The sequence below is a fragment of the Ammoniphilus soli genome (genome assembly GCF_040813775.1).
The window spans coordinates 51,128-70,865 of sequence record NZ_JBEGDL010000024.1; the positions used below are offsets into that span (position 1 = coordinate 51,128).

The window sequence follows — 19,738 nt, forward strand, 5'->3', positions numbered from 1 at the left end:
TTATGGCGGATCAGAAGAAGACCCCAAGACATGAGATCATGATGTTTAACAGAAAGAAGCTTGAAATTTCTGGGGTATTAAATGTAGAAAGCTTTGATAGCGAAGAATTTTTGCTTGAAACAGAATGCGGTTTTCTTTGTATAAAAGGCCAAAATCTGCACATGAAGAACCTAAGTCTAGAAACAGGCCAGGTTTCAATTGAAGGCTATGTGTTTGATTTAGGCTATATTGATGAGCAGGGCGGCGGTTCCAAAGGCAAAGGATTCTTAGGGAAGTTGTTCAAGTGAGTCTAAAAATACAAGCGATTACGATGTTGCTGATGGTTACCTGCGGCATGACCATGGGTCTGCTCTATGATACATATCGAGTGATGAAAGGGCAGACCGGGCTTCGCGGATGGTTAGTGATCATCTGCGATCTTTTGTTTTGGGCAAGCTGTATTTTTCTTGTGTTTGGAACCCTTCTCCGCGTGAATGATGGCATCGTCCGAGTCTACTTGTTCTTAGGCATGGGAATCGGAGCTTGGCTGTATTTTGCTCTTTTCCATTCGTTTTATGTTAAATGGTTTTTGCGGTTTATCAACCTGGTAAAAGCGATTTATCGATTTTCCGTAAGAGTTTTCCAACTGGTCATCATTAAGCCTATCATCTTATTGTACAAGGTCATTATCACTGTCATTGTGGCCGTCTCTCTCTTTATCTGGAAGGTAATTCTATTCATTTATGGGCTATTGCAGAGAATCTTTGTCCCACTAGGGACACATTCTTCAAAGCTCGGAAAAAAAATTTATAAAGGTTCGAAGAAAAAGGGAGCAGGATTTTTGAAAAGACTGGCGAAATTGTTTACGTTAAAGCGCAAAAATGACGTGAATGATGATGATAATGATGACAAAGATGACAAAGATGAATGAGGTGAGCTGCTATGCCTGAACTTGATCCTATACAGACCAGAATAAAGGGTCAAAGGAGACGGAAGAGATTGCTCGCGATGGTGATGTTTCCTTTTTGTATTTGGGCTGGGTTTACTTGGTATGAACAGCAATCCATTTTGTTGGGGAAAAAAGAAGACTTAAAGAAAGCCCAGCAATCCTTTGACCAAGTGAAGTTGGAGAACGAAGAACTCACCTACCAAGTGAACAAGCTTAACGATAAAGAATATATAGCGGAGATCGCTAGAAGAGACTATCATCTGTCCAAGCCCGGTGAAGTCATCTTTATTACTCCAGAATAAAACAGTCAAGTGTCCTCAGGTATGATTCATACGGAGGACATTTTTTTTTCGGGTTAGGATTGTGTATTCCTATTTCCTCTCGACATTGATTTACAAGGTTACAGAAAATTCCAGTAAAAAATACCACACCACCCCTTTGGAAGCAAATGTAAGTTGTCTTTTGTGTAGACTGTACCCACTATTTGTCGCAAACTTCTGTGATACCCACTCTTTATTTTGACAAATTTTACAAGTGGACAAGTCTATAATCAAATCAACAAATTACAAATCGGGTGGTGTTTGTTATGTCTCGTATTCAGGCGTTTGCTACCAACGTGGGGCAGCGAATGATGGTCCCTGTACAGCGCCTTCTATCCAAATCCATGGTGAATTTAGAAAATGGGATACAAAGGCTGGGAATTTTTTATATCCTGATGGGTTACCTGTTAGGACGTGCTATGATTCTTCAAGACTTGGCCCCATTCGCTACAGCGTACTTCATTGTCGTCTATTTTCTTCGAAAGGATAAGGTGCTTCTAACGACAATTGCGCTATTGATGGGGGCGGCATCTCATTCGGCATCCCATGCGGTCATGGTATTCTTGAGTTTGGCCATATCGTTCGCCATTCTAAGAGTCCAAGAAAGGCGAATGAAAAAGGAACTCAACCAAGCTCCCTTTATCGTACTCGCTTCTCTTTTGATTAGCCGAATGGTCTACACTTATTTTGCTAACGAGTTAACCCTTTACACGGCGATCATGAATGCCGTTGAGGCTATCTTGGCTATGGTTCTTACCCTTATTTTTGTTCAATCTCTTCCTTTTTTAACAAGCCGAAAGTATCACCATGAATTAAAACCTGATGAAATTGTTTGTTTAGTCATTTTGCTGGCCTCTGTGATGACGGGAACCATTGGCTGGACGATTGATGGTGTATCTGTCCAAAGTACTCTCGCAAAGTATCTGGTGCTGACCTTAGCTTTTGTTGGGGGCGGCATGATTGGGGCAACGGTTGGTGTCATCACAGGTGTAATTGTAAGTTTAGCTGATGTCAGATTGGTTGAACAAATTAGTTTACTTGCCTTCGCAGGTTTGCTGGCAGGACTTTTGAAAGAAGGGAAACGGGGAGGTGCCGCATTGGGGATGATTCTAGGATCCTCAATCTTTATCCTCTATGTCGGGGACAAGCAGTCGATCATTACTTCCAGTATAGAAACGCTGGCTGCTGTGGCGATGTTTTTAATCACCCCCACTTTCTTCTTGCAAAATATCTCTCGATTTATCCCGGGTACGGAGGAAAATGAAAAATCCCAGTACGAATATATGAAGAAGGTACGCGATGTTACAGTTGGCAAGATTATGAAGTTCTCAACGGTCTTTCAGGAGCTTTCAGATGCGTTTACACAGGTATCTAACCAGAACAAGAAAGACGACGAAGAGGACAGTATGGATATGAACGAATTTATGGCGAGAGTGACGGAGCGTTCTTGCCAAACCTGTTATAGGAAAGATAAGTGCTGGTCCGAATACTCAGCAGAGAATACGGTTCATATATTAGGGGATCTCATTTATCAGTTAGATGCGTATGGGGAGATTGACCGCGACCGCTTAGAGGGAACCGATTATCATAGCATGTGTGGAAATAAGGATAAGCTTGAGAGGGTGATTTATGAGGAATATACAGCGATTCAGGAAGGGTTGTTCATGCAAAAGCAGGTGAAAGATAGCCGTCGGCTAGTGGCTGACCAGTTATCAGGCGTATCCAAGGTGATGCGCAACTTTGCGAGTGAGCTGCAGAGAGAGGGCATTGATCTTTCTTTACAGGAACAGCAAATTCTCGGAGCCCTAGAGAATATCGGATTGTCTGTACAAAGAGTGAATATCCTTAGTCTCGAGGAAGGGAAGGTGGATATCGAAATTACTCAGCCCGTTTGCGATGGTCATATTCAGTGTGAAAGCATTATCGCTCCGATGCTGACCTCCATTGTTGGTGAAAATATTACGGTGAAAAGCAAGGAGTGTGATACATCCGGAGATGGGACATGCGTTGTCATTCTTGGGTCGGAAAAAAACTATTCGGTTTCTTCTTATGGTACAGGCGTGGCCAAGGATGGGAGGCTGGTATCCGGAGATTGCTTCATGACGATGGAGCTGGGCAGCGGCAAGTACATTATGGCTATTAGTGACGGGATGGGAAATGGAGATCGTGCCCACCTGGAAAGTACCTCGACACTACAATTGTTAAAGGAGTTATTAGAGGCAGGATTAGATGAATCTCTGGCAATTAAGTCGGTTAATACGGTACTATCTTTAAGATCGCCGGATGAAATGTTCGCTACAGTTGACTTGGCCATTGTGGATCAATATTACGGCCATACAAAGTTTATTAAAACCGGATCAAATCCTAGCTTTATTAAGAGAGGCAGAGAGGTCTTTACTGTTACAGCTAATAATTTGCCGATTGGTATTATAGAAGAGATTGAAGTCGATGTGGTGACCGAGCAATTGAAGCCGGGTGACATTTTGATCATGGTAAGTGATGGATTGCTGGAAGCACCTGCGCAAATTGAAAATAAGGAGATGTGGTTTAAGCGAATTATTTCTGAACTCAAGACGGATGATCCGGAGGAAATTACAGACATCTTATTGGAAAGGGTGATAAGGAGTAAGTTTGGAGAGATAGATGACGATATGACGATTCTCGTCTCTCGCATAGATCAATTTATTCCGAGATGGGGAACTTTCCCGATGCCTGGCATGGAACCTATACAGCGGCCTAAACGAGTAAGTTAGTGTCTATTTCCCTTTGTTGTGGAAAGAATGGTAAGTGAGCAATGGCTCAAGGGCGCTAGCCTTTGGGCCTTGTTTTCTCTTCATTTCTTTGAAAGTTCCATTCCGTGTGCACCAGTATGGTGTGATATAATAAACTTCCACAATGAATTTCAATTATTTGCCTGAGGGAGAATGTATGCTTTTAACTAAGCTGAATGCTGTGATTAAGGAAAACGGTTTGTTGAAGAAAGGGGAAAAAGTACTGGTAGGGGTCTCAGGTGGAGTAGATTCTTTGGCTTTGCTTGATGCTTTGCACCGACTTTCTCAGAAGGAAGGCTGGCAGGTATTTGCTGCCCACCTCGATCACCAATTTAGAGGAAAGGAATCCGAGGAAGATGCCCATTATGTACAGGAATTTTGTGCAGTACGAGGAATTCGCTGCCGGGCGGAGGCTCGGAATGTTCCTCAATGGATCGAAGAAAATCAAGCTAACCCTCAAGAAGCAGCACGGCAGATTAGATTCTCGTTTTTTCATGATGTCGCTGATCACTGGTCTATTCCGAAGCTTGCCTTAGCTCATCATGCCAATGACCAAGCAGAAACGATCTTGATGCGTGTGTTGAGGGGAACGGGAATTGAAGGTATTGCAGGAATCCCAGTTTCCAGACAAGATGGAAGCTTAACCATCATCAGGCCTTTTCTGTCTTTCGCGAAGAAGGAACTGGAGGAGTACTGCCGGTTCTCTGGTATTACCCCCCGAACAGACAGCAGCAACTTTAAGAAGTCCTATCATCGTAACTTTTTGCGTTTGGAAGTCATTCCTTGGCTGGAGAAAGAAGTGAACCCTTCTGTACAGGAGGCTTTAAATCAATTAGGAATGATCGCTCGTGAAGAAAATGACTATTTAGAGCAAATCTCTGGGGAAATGCTCGAACGAATCATGAAATCCAAACAAGAAAATAAAATTGTAATCAAGGGCAAACTATTTTTGACCTTTCATCTTGCTTTACAAAGGAGGATGATTAAACTAATATTTAGTTATCTAGTGAAGGAACAAGGAAATTTTGGCTTTGTACATATTGATTCCATATTGGAATGGATGCGTCAGGGGCGTAATGCTTCACGGCTGGAACTTCCTCAAGGGATAGATGTTCGCAAGGAATATGATGAAATAACGTTCTTGACGAGGCAGACCCAGGAAGAGACAGTAGACACATATTGTTATAACATGGAAATACCAGGAAGTACATATATTAAAGAGATTAATGCTTGGATTAATGCAAAAGTAATTGCGGAAAAGGATCTAATCCAACCAGATTCTAAGCACATAGCTGTGTTTGACTTGGCTCAAATTCAAGGTGAATTGACCATACGCACCCGTAAGCCAGGAGACCGCATCATTCCATTAGGAATGGAGGGGTCAAAAAAGGTTAAGGATATTCTTATTGATCATAAGATACCCAGACGGTTGCGTGAGGAAGTTCCTATTATCGCTGACAGTGAAGGAATACTGTGGTTGCCTGGGATTAAACGTTCAAACAGGGCTTTGGTTAGCCCAGATACCCAACAGCAGCTTATTTTAGAACTTACAACAGATTGATTATACAGGAGGCTTTTCATGCAAAACGACATACAAGAGGTCCTACTAAGCGAAGAAGCGATTCAAGCTAAGATTGCCGAGCTAGGGAAGATCATCAGTGAAGAATATAAAGATAAAAATCCTTTGATTATCTGTGTATTGAAGGGAGCAGCTCCTTTCATGGCAGATCTGATCAAACGGATAAGCATCCATATGGAAATGGACTTTATGGCCGTATCAAGTTATGGAAAGTCCACAGTCTCTTCCGGAGAGGTTCGAATCATTAAGGATCTGGATGCAAGTGTGGAAGGAAGACATGTGCTTATTGTAGAGGATATCATTGATAGTGGTCTTACCCTCAGCTATTTGCTAGACCTGCTTCGTAGACGTAAAGCAGATAGTGTGAAGATCATTACTTTATTAGATAAGCCACTTCGCAGAAAGGTAGATATTGCCCCCGATTACTGCGGCTTTGTCGTACCGGATGAATTTGTGGTAGGGTATGGTTTAGACTATGCAGAACGCTACCGCAACCTTCCGTATATTGGCATACTTAAGCCGGAAGTATATAGTAGCTAGTGCAAGTTGTGGACAAAGAGTTAAATATGGTAAAATAATATGAGTGTCTTGTCGTGAGAGGAGGTCAGAGATGAATCGATTTTTTCGAAATACGGGGTTTTATCTGCTTATCTTCCTAGTTACTGTAGGAATAGTAAACTTTATTGCCAATCAAGGAACTGAGACATCAAAAATGCCGTATAATCAGTTCAGGCAAAACTTGGATAATGGCCAAGTAGCCGAGATTCTAATCCGCCCAGAGAGTGGTACATACTACATCGAGGGAAGGCTGAAGAGTGGGGAAACATTCTTTACGAATGGTCCTTTATACAATAATACGTCTCTGCTGGAGAAGATTGAAGCTGCTAATTTGGATAAGGAAACCTACGCAGAGCAAAAGGGTGACTCGGTGTGGTTGACTTTCTTAACGTCCATTATCCCATTCGTTATCATCTTTATTCTATTCTTTTTCCTATTGAATCAAGCACAAGGCGGCGGCAGCCGAGTGATGAACTTTGGGAAAAGCAAAGCAAAGCTTTATAATGATGATAAGAAGAAGGTTACATTCAATGATGTAGCTGGGGCAGATGAAGAAAAGGCAGAGCTGGAGGAAGTCGTGCACTTCCTGAAGGATCCTCGCAAGTTTAGCCAACTGGGAGCTAGAATTCCCAAAGGGGTGCTTCTTGTAGGTCCTCCTGGAACGGGTAAAACCTTGCTTGCCAGAGCAGTAGCTGGAGAAGCCGGAGTACCTTTCTTTAGCATATCTGGTTCTGACTTCGTGGAAATGTTTGTGGGTGTCGGTGCTTCCCGCGTTCGAGACTTATTCGAGAATGCCAAGAAGAATGCACCATGTATTATCTTTATTGATGAGATTGATGCGGTAGGTCGTCAGCGTGGAGCTGGACTTGGCGGGGGCCATGATGAACGTGAGCAGACATTGAACCAATTGCTCGTAGAGATGGATGGATTTGGCGCCAATGAAGGAATTATCATTGTAGCTGCTACAAACCGTCCTGATATTCTAGATCCTGCTTTACTCCGTCCTGGACGTTTCGATCGCCAGATTACGGTAGATCGTCCGGATGTAAAAGGACGTATGGCTGTACTGCGAGTTCATGCCCGCAATAAGCCGCTCTCAGAAGAGATTGATTTGGATGTTATTGCTAGAAGGACACCTGGTTTTACGGGAGCTGACTTAGAAAACTTACTGAATGAAGCAGCCTTGCTTTCTGCCCGTAAAAACAAAAAGAAAATCGAAATGCTTGAAATTGATGAAGCGATTGACCGTGTCATTGCTGGGCCAGCGAAGAAGTCTCGCGTGATCAGCGATTATGAGAAGCGGCTTGTTGCTTATCATGAAGCCGGTCACGTTATTATTGGATATCATCTTGAGCATGCTGATGTCGTTCATAAAGTTACAATTATCCCTCGGGGAAGTGCAGGCGGATATACGGTCATGCTTCCTAAGGAAGACCGTTATTTCGCTAGCCGCTCTGAGCTATTAGATAAAATCTCCGGATTGCTGGGAGGTCGTGTCGCTGAAGAGATTGTCTTGAATGAGATCAGTACAGGGGCTCATAACGATTTTGAACGTGTAACCGGCATTGCACGCCGAATGGTGACTGAATTTGGTATGAGTGACCGACTTGGGCCAATGCAGTTTGGACGTTCTCAAGGGCAAGTATTCCTTGGACGTGATTTTGGTCATGAACGGGATTACAGTGAATCGACTGCACAAGCGATTGATGAAGAAGTTCAACGCATTGTCCGTGAACAATATAAACGGACGACTGAACTTCTTGTTAAGCATCGAGATGAACTTGAATTGATTGCTCAAACCTTGCTTGAAATTGAGACCTTAGATGCGGATCAGATCAAGCAGTTGATTGAAAAAGGACGAATTGAACCAAAAGTTGCTGAAGGCGACGTAAAAGTGCAAATTCAACCGAAAAAAGAGGAATAATAAGATGTAATAGAAAGCACCCTTACAACAGGGTGCTTTTCCATTCTGCCTTTAAAAATAATTAATGGATTGACAAATTGTAGAACTAGGTCTAAAATTCACATAAAAAATAGGGTCAGGAGGGTAAACCCACATGGAAGCGTTAGCGCTTGCGAAGAAAGCAGAGCGGAATCAGGAGCTCAAGGAGAAGATCCTTCGTTTAAAAAAGGAACGGAATGCGATTATATTAGCCCACTATTACCAAAGACCGGAAATCCAAGAAATTGCCGATTTTTTAGGTGACTCCTTTGGTTTAGCACAGAAAGCAAAGACAACCGATGCGGATGTCATTGTTTTTTGTGGTGTGCACTTCATGGGAGAGAGTGCTAAAATACTCGCCCCAAATAAGACCGTTCTCATCCCGGATGAGCGTGCAGGCTGTCCGATGGCAGACATGGTCAATGTTGATGGATTGCGCAAGCTGAAAGCTCAGCATCCCAAAGCGAAAGTCGTTGCTTATATCAATACATCAGCTGATGTAAAATCAGAAACCTATGTCTGCTGTACTTCCTCTAATGCAAAGAATGTCATTGAGAATATTGATGCAGAAGAGATTATCTGGGTTCCAGATAAAAACTTAGGACATTATGTTTCTCAGTTCACTGACAAGAAAATGATCATTTGGGAAGGTTACTGCAACACACATGACCAATTAACCGTGGAGGATGTCTATCGCCTGCGAAAAGAACATCCGAACGCCCAATTTGTTGCGCATCCGGAATGCCGTCCAGAAGTGGTGGAATTGGCTGATTTTGTAGGAAGCACGACAGGGATCTTAAAATATTGCCGTGAATCGGATCATGATGAGTTCATTGTCGGAACTGAAGATGGTGTACTTTATCGATTGTCCCAAGACAGCCCGAATAAAAAGTTCTACTTTGCATCGAAGTACTTGGTTTGTCCCAATATGAAAGTAAATAACCTAAAGAAGCTGGCGAACTGCCTAGAAACAATGCAGCCGCAGATATATGTTCCTCCGCATGTGGCTGATGCAGCGAGGGAATCCTTAGAGCGTATGCTTGAATTTGAAGCAGAGACATACAAAGTATAACGAATAATAAAATCTGGTTACTTTTAGGTAAGAAGTATAAAATAGTGATAAAATCACTGTTTTATACTTTTTTTCTTACTGATAGGAAAGTTTAGTTCACTGGTTTATAGTGAACTAACTTTCCTAGAAGCATAAAAAGTTTCCTCTAAAGGTGGTCTGGCTACACTGAATAGCTTCAATAAAACTTTTTTTATTCCATGGGGAAAGGAAACATGATCATGGTTCCACGTTATCTGATCGACTTTGATATAAGAAATATGAATACCATCAAGACCGAAGTATGTATTATAGGATCGGGGATTGCTGGGTTATATACGGCACTGCAAATTGCAGAGCATCATGAGGTGACGATGATCTGTAAGGAAGGATTAACGGAGAGTAACACCAATTATGCTCAGGGTGGTATAGCAGCGGTAATTACGAAGAAGGATTCTACCGCCCTGCATCGCCAGGATACGCTGATTGCTGGAGCAGGGTTATGTTCCCATGAAGCCGTCAATATCTTAGTTAACGAGGGCCCTGAAGGCGTCTACGAGCTGATTCGTTACGGCACTCAGTTTGATAAAGAGGGAGGCAAGCTTGCTTTAACCCAAGAAGGGGCTCATAGTCGCAGAAGAATATTACATGCTCGAGGCGATTCCACAGGAGCTGAGATTGTTCGTGCGTTATCTGAAAGGGTGAGGGAAAACCGACGAATTGACATTCTCGAGCACCATTTTGCTATTGATTTGGTTACCGTTGAAGATCAGTGTGTGGGTGTTATTGTTGAGAATTCCCATGGCGAGCAATCGTTTATCCAGTCGAATGCAACCATCCTGGCAACAGGAGGAGCTGGGCAGCTGTATCGATATACAACCAACCCTCCTGTCGCAACAGGGGACGGCATTGCTATGTCTTACCGTGCGGGGGCACAAATAAAGGATGTTGAGTTTATTCAATTCCATCCGACCTCACTTTGTTACCCCGGTGCACCTCGCTTCTTAATATCCGAAGCGGTGCGTGGAGAGGGAGCTGTCCTGCGGAATGTGAATGGGGAACGCTTTATGGAAAACTACCATCCGCAGCTTGAATTGGCTCCTCGAGATGTTGTAGCAAGAGCTATTGTATCGGAGATTGAGAAAACAGAGTCCACCTTTGTGTACTTAGATATTACCCATGAATCGGAAGAATTAATTAAGCATCGCTTTCCAACGATTTATGAGGTTTGTCTGGAATATGGTCTAAATATGGTGACAGACTGGATTCCTGTGGCCCCAGCTGCCCATTATATGATGGGGGGCGTAAAGACCGGTCTATGGGGGGAGACATCAGTTCCCCGCTTATTTGCATGTGGGGAAGTGTCCTGTACAGGGGTTCATGGAGCGAATCGGTTAGCCAGCAATTCACTGTCTGAGGCCATAGTTTTCGGCAGCCGTATTGCCCAGCGTGTGAAAGAGCTTGAGCCATTAAACGTGGATACCTCACACTTATCTTATTCGATTATGAGAGAAGGCCAGCCGGATGAGCATATCTTGGAGAAGCGACTTAAGCTGCAAAAAATGATGGTGCGCCAAGTCGGATTGAAGAGAGATGAGAAAAACCTGTCAAAAGCGTTAAAGGAAATGGAAAGACAGATGAAGCAGTATAATAGCCAACCGACTCATCTTGCAGAATACGAGTACTTAAACCTTTTAACCTGTGCCCTGCTTACTGCAAAGGCAGCCTTACTGCGGGAAGAAAGCCGTGGGGGACACTACCGGGAGGATTTCCCGAATCGGGATGATGTGATATGGCGGAAGCATATTATTCAATCCATTACAGATGGCGTCATGGAGGAGAGAGGTACATATGATGATTAATCAGGAAAAACTGAAAAAACAAATTCAGGAGTGGCTTGAAGAGGATATCGGGTTTGGGGATATTTCTGTACAAGCTACCGTTCCAAAGGATGAACAGGCGAAGGGGATTATTTATGCTAAGGATACCGGTGTTGTAGCTGGGGGCGAAGTTGCCAGGCTTGTTTTTGAAGCGGTAGATCCGAGCCTTAGCTTCCGGTCTTTGATGGAAGATGGACAGGCGATTCAAAAAGGGGATGTTTTAGCTGAGGTAGAAGGAAGAGCAGCATCCATCTTAACCGGCGAACGGCTGGCCCTTAATCTGATGCAGCGCCTGTCAGGCATCGCCACCATGACCCAGCGTTATGTCAGCAAAGCCCGTGAAGGAAGCGCCGACGTACGTGTAGTGGATACAAGAAAAACGACTCCGGGGCTAAGGATGCTAGAGAAATATGCTGTTCGTATGGGTGGGGGGCATAATCATCGCTATGGTTTGTTTGATGCTGTGATGATCAAAGATAATCATATCAAGGCATCTGGAGGCATTAAACAGGCTGTTGAAGCATCAAGAAGGTATATTCCTCATACCATGAAGGTTGAGGTCGAGGTCGAGTCCCTAAGCCAGGTTGAGGAAGCGCTTGAGGCAAAGGCAGATATTATCATGCTGGATAATATGCCGATTGAGGAAATGAAGAAGGCTGTCGAGCGGATTGCCGGAAAGGCCGTTGTAGAGGCTTCCGGAGGCGTTTCGTTGGAGACCATTGCAAGCATAGCCCAAACGGGGGTTGACGTCATTTCAGTGGGAGCCTTAACCCATTCGGTAAAAGCACTGGATATTAGCTTGGATTTGAATCAGAGAAAAAGATAAAGACCGGGGGAATTCTATGCTTCTTGTCATTGATGTGGGGAATACCAATATCGCCTTAGGGATATTTAGGGGAGAAGAGCTAAAGCATCACTGGAAGATTTCGACAGTAAGGTCCAAGACCATTGATGAGTATGGGATCCTGATTAAAAGCTTATTTAAAGACGTTGGGCTGGACGTACAGCAAATTGAAGGGATCATTATGTCTTCCGTCGTTCCTCCATTGATGTACACCATAGAGAGCATGTGCATAAAATATTTTCATCATAAGCCTCTCGTGATTGGACCAGGGGTTAAAACGGGAATGAATATTAAAGCAGAAAACCCACGCGAGGTGGGAGCAGACCGGGTTATCAATGCTGTATCCGCTATGCATTATTACGGACATCCTTTAATTGTCGTTGATTTTGGCACTGCAACCACGTTTTGCTATATTGATCCCAATGGACAATGGGCAGGAGGAGCGATTGCCCCGGGAATAAAGATTTCAACGGAAGCTTTGTTTGATCGGGCTTCCAAGCTTCCACGAATCGAGATTGCACGACCCAATAGCGTGTTGGGACGAAATACGATTGTGTCCATGCAAGCAGGAATTTACTATGGATTTGTAGGACAAGTAAACGAGATTGTTCGCAGAATGAAGGCGGAAGCGAAGGTAAACCCCAAGGTTGTTGCTACAGGCGGTATGGCTGAATTGCTTCAGCAAGAGACGGATTCCATAGATATTGTGGATCCATTCCTTACTCTAAAGGGACTTATGCTCGTGTATGAACGAAACAAAAAGGAAAGGTAGGAGAGCCTCTTGAAGGATTACTTGGTTCGGGCAATTTCCCGTAACGGTAAGGTCAGGGCTTTTGCCATTAAGTCAACGGAAGTTGTTGAGGAAAGTAGAAAAAGACTAGATACCTGGCCCGTGGCCAGTGCTGCGTTAGGCCGATCGCTTTCGGCAGGAGCGATCATGGGAGCTATGCTGAAAGGAAATGAACGTTTAACCGTCATTATTAAAGGCGGCGGACCTATCGGACAAATTGTCGTGGATGCCAATGCCAAGGGAGAAGTGCGGGGATATGTAACGAATCCGCACATCCATTTCCCGCTCAATGCCGTAGGTAAACTCGATGTGGCAAAGGCTGTAGGAACAGATGGTCAACTGATTGTGACAAAGGATTTGGGCTTAAAGGATCCTTATCATGGAAGTGTTGAGCTGATCTCTGGTGAGTTAGGGGAGGATTTCACCTATTATTTTTCTAAATCAGAGCAAACCCCTTCAGCGGTTAGTGTAGGTGTGTTGGTCAACCCTGATAACTCTATTAAGGCAGCAGGCGGATTTATTATTCAGTTATTGCCGGGATTAAAGGAAGAAGAAATCACGCAATTGGAAAAAAGGCTAGCACAAATCCCTCCTGTATCCGCCATGGTTGATGAGGGGTTAAGTCCGGAAGAAATTCTTTATGCTGTATTAGGAAAAGACGACGTAGAGATTTTGGATCATCTAGACATCGTTTTTTCCTGCCACTGCTCGATTGAAAGAATGGAGAACGCATTAATCAGCCTTGGAGAGGAGGAGCTCCAGAGCATCATTGATGAACAGGGTGAAGCGGAGTTGACATGTCACTTCTGCAATGAGGTATATCAAGTCGATAAGCCAGACTTAGAGAGACTGATGAAAATGGCAAAACGATAGAGGGGTAACCTGATGAGGAATATAAGAGTTCTTTGGGGAATCATAGGTTGTCTGCTTCTTTTGCTTGGTGTATTGGGGTGGAACTATAATACGTTAATGGGAGCGAGAAAGATCGCTGATGTAGGGAACGAAACGATTACCGAAAGCGATTGGACTAATGAACTGAAACGTCATTATGGAAAGATGGTCTTGGAAAACATGATTGACCGTCAAGTGGTTTTGCTTCAGGCTCAGCAAAATGGGGTCGTGGTTACGGAGCAAGAGCTTGAGGCAGAACTTCAGAAACTAGAGGATCGATATGTGAGTTCCGAAGACTTTTTTGGGGCAATCCGCCAGGATATGGGGCTCTCTCCAGAAGAACTCAAGAACGAGCTGCGGCATTACTTGCTTCTGGAGAAGCTGGCTACGGCCGATATTGAAATTAGTGATCAAGAATTATTTCACCATTACGAAGAAAATCGGGCTAAGTATAACCAGCCGCCTTTAGCTAGGGTTTCTGCTATCTATGTCGATGACCAAGCAGAAGCGGAACAAGTGATCTCTGAATTGAATAAAGGGGCTGATTTTCAAACCCTTGCTAAAGAAAGATCAAGAGAGATCTATTCTTCAGCAAGCGGTGGAGATTTAGGCTGGATTTCTCTGTTGGGGGGAGATGTCGAGCAAGAAATTGTGGACGTAGCCGTAATCCTTCAAGAGAATCAGGTTAGTAGGCCTATCGCTCTAGAAAAAGGATTTGCCGTAATCAAGCTCCATAAGAAAAAAGAAGCGGTCACCCGCACATTTGATGATGTGAAGGATGAAATCAAGCGAGAATTGGCGTTGAACCAGGCTGGATCTTTAGAAACGGTATTGGAACGTCTCAGAAAAGGCATGAACGTCCAAATCCTCCTAAAGAACTAAAATCAATTGACAAAAAAGGGAAGCGGCATTATAATTTCTATAAAACCTACTATATTACTCGGTATTGGAGGAATCACGGATGAAAGTGGCAAATTCTATTGTTGAATTGATTGGCAACACCCCTCTTGTGAAACTAAACCGCGTGAGCAATCCGGATCATGCTGATATTTATCTAAAGTTAGAATTCTTTAACCCAGGTAGCAGTGTAAAAGATCGTATTGCACTAGCTATGATCGAAGCAGCTGAGAAGGATGGCAAATTAAAGCCTGGAAATACCATCATTGAGCCTACTAGTGGGAACACTGGAATTGGGCTAGCTATGGTAGCTGCAGCAAAAGGGTACAAAGCAATCCTAGTTATGCCTGAAACCATGAGCTTAGAGCGCCGTAACTTGTTGCGTGCATATGGAGCGGAATTAATCTTAACTCCAGGACCAGAAGGAATGGGCGGAGCTATTCGTAAAGCAACTGAGCTAGCTAACGAAAACGCCGATTACTTTATGCCTCAGCAGTTTGAAAACCCTGCGAATCCAAAAATTCACCGTGAAACTACAGGTCAAGAGCTTTTGGCTCAAGCAGAAGAGCTAGGCGGGATCGATGCGTTCGTATCTGGTATTGGAACAGGCGGTACCATTACAGGAGTAGGCCAAGTCTTGAAGGAAAAGTATCCGAACGTGCAAATCGTAGCGGTTGAACCTTCTGCTTCTCCAGTGCTTTCTGGCGGAAAGCCTGGCCCGCACAAAATTCAAGGAATTGGTGCCGGCTTCGTTCCAAGCATCTTGAATACCGAAATCTATGATCAAATCATCACTGTTGAGAACGAAGAGGCTTTTGAAGTCTCCCGCCGCGTAGCGAAAGAAGAAGGTATCCTTGGAGGAATTTCTTCTGGAGCAGCTATCTTTGCTGCCTTGAAAGTAGCTGAAAAGCTTGGCAAGGGTAAAAAGGTTGTAGCTGTCATTCCAAGCAACGGAGAAAGATACCTCAGCACACCATTGTACCAATTCGAAGAGTAGTCAGTGAAAGAGCTGCCCCGAAGCTTTGTGAAGAGCTTGGTGGGGGGCTCTTTTTTTATTGTGATTGGGTGGCGCTCTCCTGGACCTTAGAGAAATAACCGGACTTTCTCTGGTTATTTTCAGATCGAGCGCCTCCCTTCCTCTTTGATTTCATAATTCACCCCTTATTATGCTAAAATAATTCTATCTACTTGGATATAGGAGTGACTTCATGATCGGGATGATAAAAAAGGAATACAAAGAGTTAATCCAACAAGGCTATAATGTGGTTCCATTGATCGCCAAGTGGGACAATATAGCTGACCTTGCAGACATTTATGAGGCTTTTTGTCCTGATCCGGAGCAGGGCGGGCTGTTAGAGAGCGGGCGTGCAGGCAAATACTCTTACGTGGCGTTTTCTCCACTGGATAAGATTCGATCGAGGCATGGAGAGAAGGGGAACGATCCGCTCCTCGCCTTGAAAGCCTTAATGAATAAGTGGAAAGCACCGCGAGTGGAGCACGGACCGGATTGGTTAGGTGGAGCGCTAGGCCTCCTTTCTTATGATCTTGTGCAGCATCTAGAGGATATGCCGGATCATGCGCATGATGATTTACAGCTGCCCGATCTGCTGTTTACCGTGTATCGGGATGTCGTGGCAATAGCTCATAATGAGAAAGCATGCTACCTCATCACCAATGTGATGGCGGATGATGCGGATGATTATGAGCAGGGAATGGAGCGCATACGATCCATGATGGAGAAGATGGACTCCCTCGTTGGAAAGCTGGGGGCTGAGCCGGTTCACACCGATCTTTCCGTTCAGGAATTGGAAATCTCTCCTTCCTTTTCAAAGGAGCAGTTTGAACAGGCCGTTTTAAAGGTACAAGAATACATTCGCTCGGGGGATGTCTTTCAGGTTAACCTTTCAGTGAGGCAGGATTTTTCTCTTTCTGCCACGCCGTGGGAGATCTATAAGACGTTAAGGAGGGTTAACCCCTCCCCTTACATGGGGTATCTTCATTATCCTGATTTTCAGGTAGTATCCGGTTCGCCAGAGCTTCTTATTAAGCTGCAAGGCTTTAAACTAAGCACTAGACCGATTGCCGGAACTAGACCAAGGGGAAAGGATCGGGAGGAAGATCTTCGATTAGCAAATGAGTTGATTGGGAACGAGAAAGAGCGGGCCGAGCATATTATGCTCGTTGATTTGGAACGGAATGATCTTGGGCGTGTTTGCAAATTTGGTACGGTTCATGTGACAGATTTGATGGTAATTGAAGAATATTCCCACGTGATGCATATCGTTTCCCATGTGGAAGGGGAATTGGAGGAAGGCAGAAGCGGTTATGATGCCATTCGGGCCTGTTTCCCCGGAGGGACGATAACAGGGGCGCCCAAGATTCGAACAATGGAAATCATCGAGGAGCTGGAACCTGTCAAGCGGGGACTTTATACGGGGTCGATAGGATGGATAGGTTTTAACGGGGATCTGGAGCTGAACATTGTCATTCGCACGCTTGTAGCGAAAAATGACAGGGGACATGTTCAGGCAGGAGCTGGAATTGTTATTGACTCCAAGCCCGAAGCGGAGTATTATGAATCATTAAAGAAGGCAGAAGCCTTATTGAAAGCTGTACAATTAAGTAAAGAAAAGAAAAAGTTGAGCCGAGTTTAGAGAGGAGAGGTTAAGTATGATTCTAATGATCGATAATTATGATTCGTTCACCTACAATCTAGTTCAGTTTCTAGGTGAATTGGGCGAGGAACTGAAGGTGTACCGCAACGACAAAATCACTTTAGAAGAGATTGAGGAGTTAAGTCCAGATCATATCGTAATATCGCCCGGGCCATGTTCACCTAACGAGGCAGGAATCAGCTTACAAGTAATCGAAAAGTTTTCCGGTGTAATTCCGATCTTAGGAGTCTGTTTAGGCCATCAATCGATCGCCCAAGCCTTTGGGGGGAAGGTGATTCGTTCCGAGCGTTTAATGCATGGAAAGACGTCACCCGTATTTCATGATGGAAAAACGATTTTTTCTGGAATACCATCACCGTATACCGCGACCCGTTATCATTCTCTAATCGTAGAGAGATCATCCCTGCCTGACTGCCTAGAAATATCAGCATGGACAGAAGAAGGAGAAATAATGGGGCTGCGACATAAGACATTACTCGTTGAAGGAGTTCAGTTCCATCCAGAGTCTATAATCACTGATTATGGTAAAGAATTATTAAAGAACTTCATTCAGTTAAAACAAGTAGGGATCTAATAGATGCAAGTATTTTTGAATGGATCAATTCTAACAGAAAAGGAAGCCGTGATATCTGTTTTTGATCACGGTTTTCTTTATGGCTTTGGCTTGTTTGAAACGCTGCGCTCCTATAAGGGGAGGCTGTTTTTATGGGAAGAGCATTACCATCGTTTAAAGAGTGCAGCCCATGAATTTCAAATCCAAATGAATAAATCTCTGCCACAGTTGCAGAATGATATATACCAAACAATGGAGGCCAATGGGCTTCAAGACGCCTATATTCGGATAACACTGAGCGGCGGGCCAGAAGGGTTGGGCTTGCATGGAGAAGAACATCAGGAGCCAACTTGGCTAATCATGGCGAAGCCGTTGGGGGTCCAGCCGGAAACCAAAAAGTTGGTCAGTTTAAACCTGAGGCGTTCTACTCCTGAAGGATTCAGACGTGCGAAATCCCTATCATTTGCCAATAACATGTTGGCCAAGAAAGAACTCGCTGGTCGAGGACTAGGATCCTCGGAGGGGCTTTTTTTCAATGAGAAAGGGCATATCGTCGAGGGAACAGTAAGCAATATTTTCTTTGTTAAGGATGATATCTTATATACTCCACACGAGGATACAGGGCTGCTGTCAGGGGTGACAAGGAATTTTATTCTTCGTCTTTGTCTCGAAAAAGGGATTCCTTACAAAGAAGGATTCTACACACTAAGTGAGCTGCAAGAGGCAGAGGAGATTTTTGTAAGCAATTCTGTCCAGGAAATCATTCCGGTAGAAGAACTTAACCATGAGCCAGTTCCTAAGGTTAAGGGTCCAGTCACTTCGGTCCTTCTGGAGCAATACCAGTTATCGGTACATAAGTTAGGAGATGAAACATAATGTTGACAACAGCATTCCAATCTCGAATCCCTCATCTTAGGGAGAAAACCCTCGTTATGGGAATTCTGAATGTGACACCGGACTCCTTTTCTGATGGAGGGAGCTATATTACGCCAGAACAGGCGATGGCACATGCCAGGAAGCTGGTTCAAGATGGAGCAGACATCCTAGATATTGGAGGAGAATCTACACGCCCAGGGTTTATCCCCGTTTCCGCAGAAGAAGAGATCGAAAGGGTCGTTCCGATAATTGAGATGATTAAAAAAGAAATAGACATTCCGATCTCAGTGGATACATACAAAGCGGAAGTGGCTGACCGAGCCGTCCTTGCCGGAGCGGATATTATCAATGATATATGGGGAGCCAAGGCCGACCCGCGTATGGCTGAAGTAGCAGCAAGGCATCAAGTGCCAATAATTCTTATGCATAATAGAAACAATAAAAATTATAGCCATCTGATCAACGACATGATTGCCGATATTATGGAAAGTATCGAGATTGTTCGATCTGCTGGAGTCCAGGATGAAGCTATATGGATTGATCCAGGGATCGGCTTTGCAAAAACCTATGAGGATAATCTGCAAGTGATGGCTAACTTAGAGCGGTTTGTGGCTTTAGGGTATCCCGTTTTATTAGGAACATCCAGAAAGTCCATGATTGGAACGGCGCTCGATCTCCCTTTAGAAGAACGACTGGAAGGATCCTTAGCCACGGTTTGTTACGGTGTCCAGAAAGGATGCCATGTGGTCCGGGTGCATGATGTGAAAGAAACGGTTCGCGCATGTCAAATGATGGATAAAATGATCCAGAGGGAGGGGGCGAATAATGGATAAGATCTATTTCAACGGGATGGAGTTTTACGGATACCATGGAGTTTACCCGGAAGAAAACAAGTTGGGTCAACGCTATCTCGTCGACGTTGAGTTGTATTTGGATTTAAGCAAAGCAGCTGAAACGGATGATCTGCAATTCACCATTAATTATGCCCAAGTCTATGAACTATGCAAAATGGTTGTAGAGAATGAAACCTTCCAACTGGTCGAAAAGGTTGCCCAGCAAATAGCGGAGAGAGCGTTGCAAAAATTTCAGCTATTGGATGAATTGATGGTTCGTGTAACTAAACCGGATCCTCCCATCCCAGGGCATTATGACTCGGTGGCTGTAGAAATTAAGCGAGGACGTTAAT

The 19,738-nt window shown here is 44.1% G+C and carries 19 protein-coding genes; all 19 read left to right on the plus strand.

Annotation, left to right across the window (positions count from 1 at the left end; translation table 11 throughout):
- The first annotated feature begins 2 nt into the window (after nt 1–2).
- Nucleotides 3–287, plus strand: a complete 285-nt coding sequence (gene yabP, locus ABLT31_RS28410; RefSeq protein WP_367758115.1) for a sporulation protein YabP — start codon at nt 3–5, stop codon at nt 285–287.
- The gene (yabQ, locus tag ABLT31_RS28415; protein WP_367758116.1) at nt 284–910 is read left to right on the plus strand and encodes a spore cortex biosynthesis protein YabQ; all 627 of its coding nucleotides are present in this window, start codon (nt 284–286) and stop codon (nt 908–910) included. Before yabP ends, yabQ begins: the two co-directional genes overlap by 4 nt.
- An 11-nt stretch (nt 911–921) precedes the next feature.
- Entirely contained in the window at nt 922–1,230 is a 309-nt protein-coding gene (locus ABLT31_RS28420; RefSeq protein WP_367758117.1) for an FtsB family cell division protein, read from the plus strand.
- A 284-nt stretch (nt 1,231–1,514) separates the two neighbouring features.
- The gene (gene spoIIE, locus ABLT31_RS28425; protein WP_367758118.1) at nt 1,515–4,001 is read left to right on the plus strand and encodes a stage II sporulation protein E; all 2,487 of its coding nucleotides are present in this window, start codon (nt 1,515–1,517) and stop codon (nt 3,999–4,001) included.
- A 175-nt stretch (nt 4,002–4,176) separates the two neighbouring features.
- Nucleotides 4,177–5,580, plus strand: a complete 1,404-nt coding sequence (gene tilS, locus ABLT31_RS28430) for a tRNA lysidine(34) synthetase TilS (protein ID WP_367758119.1) — start codon at nt 4,177–4,179, stop codon at nt 5,578–5,580.
- Nucleotides 5,581–5,598: 18 nt separating this feature from the next.
- Nucleotides 5,599–6,138, plus strand: coding sequence for a hypoxanthine phosphoribosyltransferase (gene hpt, locus ABLT31_RS28435; protein ID WP_367758120.1), 540 nt, complete (start codon nt 5,599–5,601; stop codon nt 6,136–6,138).
- Nucleotides 6,139–6,208: 70 nt separating this feature from the next.
- Complete coding sequence (gene ftsH / locus ABLT31_RS28440) at nt 6,209–8,080, plus strand: ATP-dependent zinc metalloprotease FtsH (protein WP_367758121.1); 1,872 nt, start codon at nt 6,209–6,211, stop codon at nt 8,078–8,080.
- A gap of 133 nt (nt 8,081–8,213) precedes the next feature.
- Nucleotides 8,214–9,170 (plus strand): quinolinate synthase NadA, encoded by a 957-nt coding sequence (gene nadA / locus ABLT31_RS28445; protein WP_367758122.1) that lies wholly within the window; start codon nt 8,214–8,216, stop codon nt 9,168–9,170.
- 218 nt (nt 9,171–9,388) lie between these two features.
- Complete coding sequence (gene nadB, locus ABLT31_RS28450; RefSeq protein ID WP_367758147.1) at nt 9,389–11,008, plus strand: L-aspartate oxidase; 1,620 nt, start codon at nt 9,389–9,391, stop codon at nt 11,006–11,008.
- Nucleotides 10,998–11,852 carry a carboxylating nicotinate-nucleotide diphosphorylase gene (gene nadC / locus ABLT31_RS28455; protein ID WP_367758123.1) on the plus strand — a complete coding sequence of 285 codons (855 nt, stop codon included), beginning with the start codon at nt 10,998–11,000 and terminating at the stop codon, nt 11,850–11,852. Before nadB ends, nadC begins: the two co-directional genes overlap by 11 nt.
- Before the next feature lie 16 nt (nt 11,853–11,868).
- On the plus strand, nt 11,869–12,642 hold the full coding sequence (locus ABLT31_RS28460; RefSeq protein WP_367758124.1) for a type III pantothenate kinase: 774 nt from the start codon (nt 11,869–11,871) through the stop codon (nt 12,640–12,642).
- Between the two features lie 9 nt (nt 12,643–12,651).
- Nucleotides 12,652–13,533, plus strand: coding sequence for an Hsp33 family molecular chaperone HslO (gene hslO, locus ABLT31_RS28465; RefSeq protein ID WP_367758125.1), 882 nt, complete (start codon nt 12,652–12,654; stop codon nt 13,531–13,533).
- 12 nt (nt 13,534–13,545) lie between these two features.
- Nucleotides 13,546–14,433 (plus strand): peptidyl-prolyl cis-trans isomerase, encoded by an 888-nt coding sequence (locus ABLT31_RS28470; RefSeq protein WP_367758126.1) that lies wholly within the window; start codon nt 13,546–13,548, stop codon nt 14,431–14,433.
- A gap of 79 nt (nt 14,434–14,512) precedes the next feature.
- Nucleotides 14,513–15,445, plus strand: coding sequence for a cysteine synthase A (gene cysK / locus ABLT31_RS28475; RefSeq protein ID WP_367758127.1), 933 nt, complete (start codon nt 14,513–14,515; stop codon nt 15,443–15,445).
- Between the two features lie 211 nt (nt 15,446–15,656).
- Nucleotides 15,657–17,102 carry an aminodeoxychorismate synthase, component I gene (gene pabB / locus ABLT31_RS28480; protein ID WP_367758128.1) on the plus strand — a complete coding sequence of 482 codons (1,446 nt, stop codon included), beginning with the start codon at nt 15,657–15,659 and terminating at the stop codon, nt 17,100–17,102.
- Nucleotides 17,103–17,118: 16 nt separating this feature from the next.
- Nucleotides 17,119–17,697, plus strand: coding sequence for an aminodeoxychorismate/anthranilate synthase component II (pabA, locus tag ABLT31_RS28485; RefSeq protein ID WP_367758129.1), 579 nt, complete (start codon nt 17,119–17,121; stop codon nt 17,695–17,697).
- 3 nt (nt 17,698–17,700) lie between these two features.
- Entirely contained in the window at nt 17,701–18,552 is an 852-nt protein-coding gene (locus ABLT31_RS28490) for an aminotransferase class IV (RefSeq protein ID WP_367758130.1), read from the plus strand.
- Nucleotides 18,552–19,385, plus strand: coding sequence for a dihydropteroate synthase (gene folP / locus ABLT31_RS28495; RefSeq protein ID WP_367758131.1), 834 nt, complete (start codon nt 18,552–18,554; stop codon nt 19,383–19,385). The genes ABLT31_RS28490 and folP overlap by 1 nt, the downstream gene beginning before the upstream one ends.
- On the plus strand, nt 19,378–19,737 hold the full coding sequence (folB, locus tag ABLT31_RS28500; protein WP_367758132.1) for a dihydroneopterin aldolase: 360 nt from the start codon (nt 19,378–19,380) through the stop codon (nt 19,735–19,737). Before folP ends, folB begins: the two co-directional genes overlap by 8 nt.
- Nucleotide 19,738 lies beyond the last annotated feature (1 nt).